Source organism: Propioniciclava sp. (assembly GCF_036744435.1).
Taxonomy (GTDB): Bacteria; Actinomycetota; Actinomycetes; order Propionibacteriales; family Propionibacteriaceae; genus Propioniciclava.
The window spans coordinates 1-5,227 of record NZ_DAIOIA010000159.1; the positions used below are offsets into that span (position 1 = coordinate 1).

Here is a 5,227-nt window from a genome sequence, read left to right on the forward strand (position 1 = left end):
CACCCACGACATGTCCGCCGAGGAGCGGGAGACGCTGTACGCGAACTCGGTGAAGATCGGCGCCGCGGCGCTGCTGGCCTGAGTCGTCACCCGAGGGCGCGGGACTGTCACCCGGGGGCGCGGGGCTTGTCATCGCGCCCGCGGTTCGGCCCGCCCTCAGGCGATGTCTGCGGTCTGCTCGGAGGTGATCCCGAGCTGCATGCTGGGCGACAAGACCGCCGGGCCCGACGGCCGTGCCCCCGCCACGTTGTTGTAGGAGACCAGCCGCCAGCGGCCGCTCACCTCCACCTCCGTCCAGGAGCAGTTGGACAACCCACCCAGCAGGTGGGTGCCCGCGTGCCCCAGGCCAACGAGCTGGCACAGCCCTGAGCGCAAGGCCAATCCGTGTCCGACCACGACCGTGGTCTGTCCGGGGTAGGCGCGCGCGATCGCCTCCAGGGCCCGCACGATCCGGGCGCCCGCCTCCAGCGCGGTCTCGCCCGAGGGCGACCGCCGGAAGTCCTCACCGGAGCGCAGGGCGTCCGGGTACCAGGGGTACTCCACGGCGACCTGGGCGGCGGTCTTGCCCTCCCACGCGCCGATGTTGATCTCCCGCAGGAGCGGTTCGGTGAGCAGCGGCGCCCCGGTCGCCTCGGCGATCGCGGACGCGGTGGCTTGGGCGCGACTCAGGTCGGAGGCGACGATCCGGGCCGGCGCGAACTCCACCATGCGAGCCGCAACGGCCCCAGCCTGGGCGCGTCCCGTGTCGTTCAGGGGAATGTCTGCCTGACCCTGGAACCGCCCCGACGCGTTCGAGTCGGTCTCGCCATGGCGCACCAAGACGAGCCGGGTCCGGGGACCCGGCGAGGCGTGTGCACTCATGCCGTGGGGCTCTGCTCGAGTTCGAGGGCCACCGCGGGGGTGTCGCGCCACAGACGCTCCAGCGAATAGAGCTGTCGCTCCTCGGGGTGCTGCACGTGCACGACGATGTCGCCGAAGTCCACCAAGACCCAGCGCGCCTCCCGATCCCCCTCGCGGCGCAGTGCCTTGGCACCCTCGTGGAACAGCGCTTCCTCCACGGCGTCGACGACGGCGCCGATGAGGCGTTCGTTCCCGCCGGTCGCGATGAGGAAGACGTCGGTCAGGGCCAGCCGCTCGGAAACGTCGAAGGCCACCAGATCGGTGGCCTGCTTGTCGGCCGCGGCCCGCGCCGCGACCTGGGTGAGGTGGATGGCTCGCTCACTCGCCGCCATGAGACTCCTTGTCTTGAGGGCCTTTCTCGTACAGGCCCCGCTTGCTGATGTACTGCACGATACCGTCCGGCACCAGGTACCAGATGGGCAATCCCTCCGCTGTGCGGCGGCGGCAGTCGGTGGAACTGATCGCCATGGCGGGGATCTCCAGCAGCGTCACCTTGTCGGCGGGCAGGTGGGAGATGTCCTGGGGCTGCAGGGTGACGCCAGGGCGTGAGACGCCCACGAAGTGAGCCAGATCGAACAGGGCGTCGACGCCGCGCCACGTGAGGATCTGGCTCAAGGCGTCGGCGCCGGTGATGAAGAACAGGTCGGTGTCGCCTCCTCGTTCGGCGCTGACGTCGCGCAGCGTGTCGACCGTATAGGTGTCGCCAGGACGGTCGATGTCCACGCGGCTCACCGAGAACCGGGGGTTGGACGCCGTGGCGATGACGGTCATCAGGTACCGGTCCTCCGCCGGGGAGACCAACTGATCGGCCTTCTGCCACGGCTGCCCCGTGGGGACGAACACCACTTCATCGAGGTCGAACCGCGCAGCCACTTCGCTGGCGGCCACCAGGTGGCCGTGATGGATGGGGTCGAAGGTGCCACCCATGACACCGAGGCGCCATGCGCGCCCGCCCTCGCCCAGGGCCAGGCCCGTCGAGCTCATTCGGACTGCGTGTGCGGGCGCCCAGAGCCGAAACCGATGAGGATGGCCAGGATCACCATGAGGAGGAGGAACACGGACACGCCGGTCGCCACGGCGGCAACGACATGGCCGCCGGAGGCCTCGAGCAGAACGGTCATGCGCGGCAGCTTAGCCAACCTCGCCCGCCTCAGGCACGCGTCTGTCCGCGACCCAGAAGGACATACTTTGTGGAGGTCATCTCCGAGAGCGCCATCGGGCCCCGGGCATGCAGCTTCTGCGTCGAGATGCCGATCTCTGCCCCGAATCCGAACTCGCCGCCGTCGACGAACCTGCTGGACGCGTTGACCAGGACGGCCGCAGCGTCCACCTCGGCGGTGAAACGCTCCGCGTTGGCCAGGTCGGCGGTGATGATGGTCTCGGAGTGGCCCGTGCTGTGCTCGGCGATGTGCGCCAGAGCGGCGTCCAGTCCGTCGACGACGCGCGCGGCCAGGTCGAGGGTCAGGTACTCGGCGTCGAACTCACCGGGCCCGGCGGGCACCACCGCGTCGGAGTAGGCCGCGACCTCGGGGGTCCCGTGGACGGTGACGCCCGCGGCGGCGAGCGCCGCCAGCGCTCGGGGCAGGAACGTCGGCGCAATATCGGCGTGCACCAACAGGGTCTCCAGCGCGTTGCACACGCTGGGTCGTTGCACCTTCGCGTTGAGCATGATGTCGAGGGCCATGTCCGCATCGGCGGAGGAATCGACGAACAGGTGGCAGTTGCCCGTGCCGGTCTCGATGACCGGGACGGTGGCCCCCTGGACGACGGCGTTGATGAGCCCCGCCCCGCCCCGCGGGATCAGGACATCGACCAGCCCGCGCCCTGTCATCATCTCGCCGGTGACCTCGCGGCCCCCCTCGACCAGTTGCACCGCGTCGACGGGCAGGCCCGTGTCGGCGATTCCCGCCCGCAGCGCAGCGATGATGGCCTGGTTGGAGTGCAGGGCCGAACTGGAGCCGCGCAGCAGCGCCGCGTTGCCGGACTTCAGCGCGATCCCGGCGGCATCGGCGGTGACGTTGGGGCGCGCCTCGTAGATGATGCCGACCACCCCGAACGGGACCCGCACCTGCCGCACCTGGACGCCGTTGGGATTGGTCCAACCGCGCACCACGTCGCCGACCGGGTCCGCCAGGCCCGCCAGATCGGTGAGCCCGACGGCCATGCCGCTGATGCGCTCGGGCGTGAGCCGCAGCCGGTCGATCAGGGACGCCTCCGTACCGGACGCCTCGGCGCGGGCCACATCCTCGGCGTTGGCGGCCAGAATGCTCGGCGTGCCAGCCAGCAGCGCGGACGCCATGGCGCGCAGCGCGGCGTCCTTGTCGGCCCGCACGGCGGTCGCGAGCACGCGGGCGGCGAGACGCGCGTCGCCTGCTTGATCGGTGAAGGAGGTCATGGCGACGATTGTAGGTTCCCCCACGCCCCCGTCAGCGCGCGATCCGCAGCCGCGCAGCGGCGCGCTCGCGCTGCAGCATCGGCTCAGGAACCGGAGCCGCCTCGATGAGACGCCGCGTGTACTCCTCGCGGGGATGTCGCAGAACCGACTCGGTGGGTCCGATCTCGACGATCCGCCCGGCCTGCAGCACGGCCACCTCGGCGGCCAGCAGGTCCACCACCGCGAGGTCGTGGCTGATGAACAGGCAGGAGAACTGCAGTTCCTGCTGCAGGTTCGAGAACAGCTCCAGCACGGCCGCCTGCACGGAGACGTCCAGGGCGCTGGTGGGCTCGTCGGCGATCAGCAGACTCGGGTCTAGGGCCAGCGCCCGGGCGATGCCGACTCGCTGCCGCTGCCCGCCTGACAGCTCGTGGGGGTAGCGCGTGTGCCAGGCGGGCGGCAACTCCACCTGGTCCAGGAGCGCCTCGACCCGTTGGTCGCGTTCGGCACGCCGCATCTGCGGCCGGTGCACCACGAACGGCTCGCCGATGCTCTCCCCGATCGTGAGGCGCGGGTTGAGCGAGGACGCCGGATCCTGGAACACCATCGCGTAGGCGCTGCGCAGCGCCCGACGTTCCGCGGCGCTTCCCGCGGTGGCGCTGCGTCCCGCGATCCGGATCTCCCCCGACTCCGGGGGAAGCAGCCCCACCACGGCCTTGCCGATGGTCGACTTGCCCGACCCCGACTCCCCCACCAGGGCGAGCACACTGCCCCGAGGGATGGTGAAGCTGACGTCGGTGACCGCCTGGAAGCCCCGCTTCAGCAGCGAGCCCGGGTACCGAACGTTCAGGCCCTCCACCTCCAGGGCCGGTGTGTCGGTACGGATCCTCGCCTCCGCCGGTTCGGTGTCCGCCAGCGAGTCGCTGTCGCGCACGCGCGGCACTGCCGCCAGAAGCGCCTGGGTGTAGGGATGCTGCGGTGCCGCGAACAGCTCGAAGACGCCCGCGCTCTCCACCACGTCGCCCTGGCGCATCACGACCACCCGGTCGGCCATCTCGGCGACGACGCCCATGTCGTGGGTGATGAGCACGATGCCCATGCCCCGTTCTTGCTGCAGCCGCCGCAGCAGGGCGAGGATCTCCGCCTGCACGGTGACGTCGAGCGCGGTCGTCGGCTCGTCGGCGATGAGCAGGACGGGATCGTTGCAGATCGCCATCGCGATCATCGCCCGCTGCCGCTGCCCTCCCGAGAGCTGGTGGGGGTAGCTGCGGACCCGTCGCTCCGGCTCGGGAATGCCGACGTCGGCGAGCAGCTTGATCGCCTCCCGCTGGGCGGCCGCCCGGGAGACCGGGCGGTGGGCGCGGATGGCGTCGGAGATCTGCCGCCCGACCGTGTACACGGGGTTGAGCGCCGTCATGGGCTCCTGGAAGATCATGCCGATCTCGCCGCCGCGCAGTTCGCGGATGCGCTCGGGTGGCGCGTGGAACAGGTCCTCCCCCTGATACGCCATCGCGCCGGCACGATGGGCGTCCTCGGGCAGCAGATGCAGGACCGTCATGGCGGTGACCGTCTTACCGGAGCCGGACTCCCCCACCAGGGCGATCGTCTGGCCGGGCGCCACGTCGAAGGACACCCGCCGGGTGACGTTGGCGGGGCCGTCAGCCGTGTCGAAGGTGACACTCACCCCGCGTGCCGAAAGCAGTGGGGTCTCCTCGACGGCGCTCATCGCGCCGCCAGGCGCAACAGTTCGGGTCCCGTCACCACGACCTCCTCGGACGAGGCGATCGCCCGCCAGGTGTGGGTCCGGACGGCCATCCGCTCAAGGTCGAGGGGGAAGTGCTCGAACCCGATGAGCCCGGTGTAGCCGATCTCGTTCAGCGCGGCGAAGACCGCCGGCCAGGGCACCTGTCCCGTCCCCGGGATGCCCCGGTTGTTCTCCACGGCATGGAAGTG

Annotated in this window: 6 protein-coding genes and 1 pseudogene; all 7 read right to left on the reverse strand. The window is 70.7% G+C overall.

Features of this window, described 5'->3' with window-relative positions:
• Positions 1–156: 156 nt before the first annotated feature.
• Positions 157–861 carry a histidine phosphatase family protein gene (locus tag V7E09_RS14255; protein ID WP_324523582.1) on the reverse strand — a complete coding sequence of 235 codons (705 nt, stop codon included), beginning with the start codon at positions 859–861 and terminating at the stop codon, positions 157–159.
• A complete protein-coding gene (gene rsfS / locus V7E09_RS14260) occupies positions 858–1,232 on the reverse strand; it encodes a ribosome silencing factor (RefSeq protein ID WP_324509527.1) in 375 nt (124 codons plus the stop codon). Before rsfS ends, V7E09_RS14255 begins: the two co-directional genes overlap by 4 nt.
• A complete protein-coding gene (nadD, locus tag V7E09_RS14265) occupies positions 1,219–1,884 on the reverse strand; it encodes a nicotinate-nucleotide adenylyltransferase (protein ID WP_324509526.1) in 666 nt (221 codons plus the stop codon). The genes rsfS and nadD overlap by 14 nt, the downstream gene beginning before the upstream one ends.
• A complete protein-coding gene (locus V7E09_RS14270) occupies positions 1,881–2,021 on the reverse strand; it encodes a hypothetical protein (protein WP_324509525.1) in 141 nt (46 codons plus the stop codon). The genes nadD and V7E09_RS14270 overlap by 4 nt, the downstream gene beginning before the upstream one ends.
• A gap of 29 nt (positions 2,022–2,050) precedes the next feature.
• Positions 2,051–3,295 (reverse strand): glutamate-5-semialdehyde dehydrogenase, encoded by a 1,245-nt coding sequence (locus V7E09_RS14275; protein WP_324509524.1) that lies wholly within the window; start codon positions 3,293–3,295, stop codon positions 2,051–2,053.
• Positions 3,296–3,326: 31 nt separating this feature from the next.
• Positions 3,327–5,000 carry an ABC transporter ATP-binding protein gene (locus V7E09_RS14280; RefSeq protein ID WP_324523583.1) on the reverse strand — a complete coding sequence of 558 codons (1,674 nt, stop codon included), beginning with the start codon at positions 4,998–5,000 and terminating at the stop codon, positions 3,327–3,329.
• Positions 4,997–5,227: pseudogene (locus V7E09_RS14285) on the reverse strand (hypothetical protein); the annotation flags it as partial. The pseudogene V7E09_RS14285 and the gene V7E09_RS14280, both read right to left, overlap by 4 nt.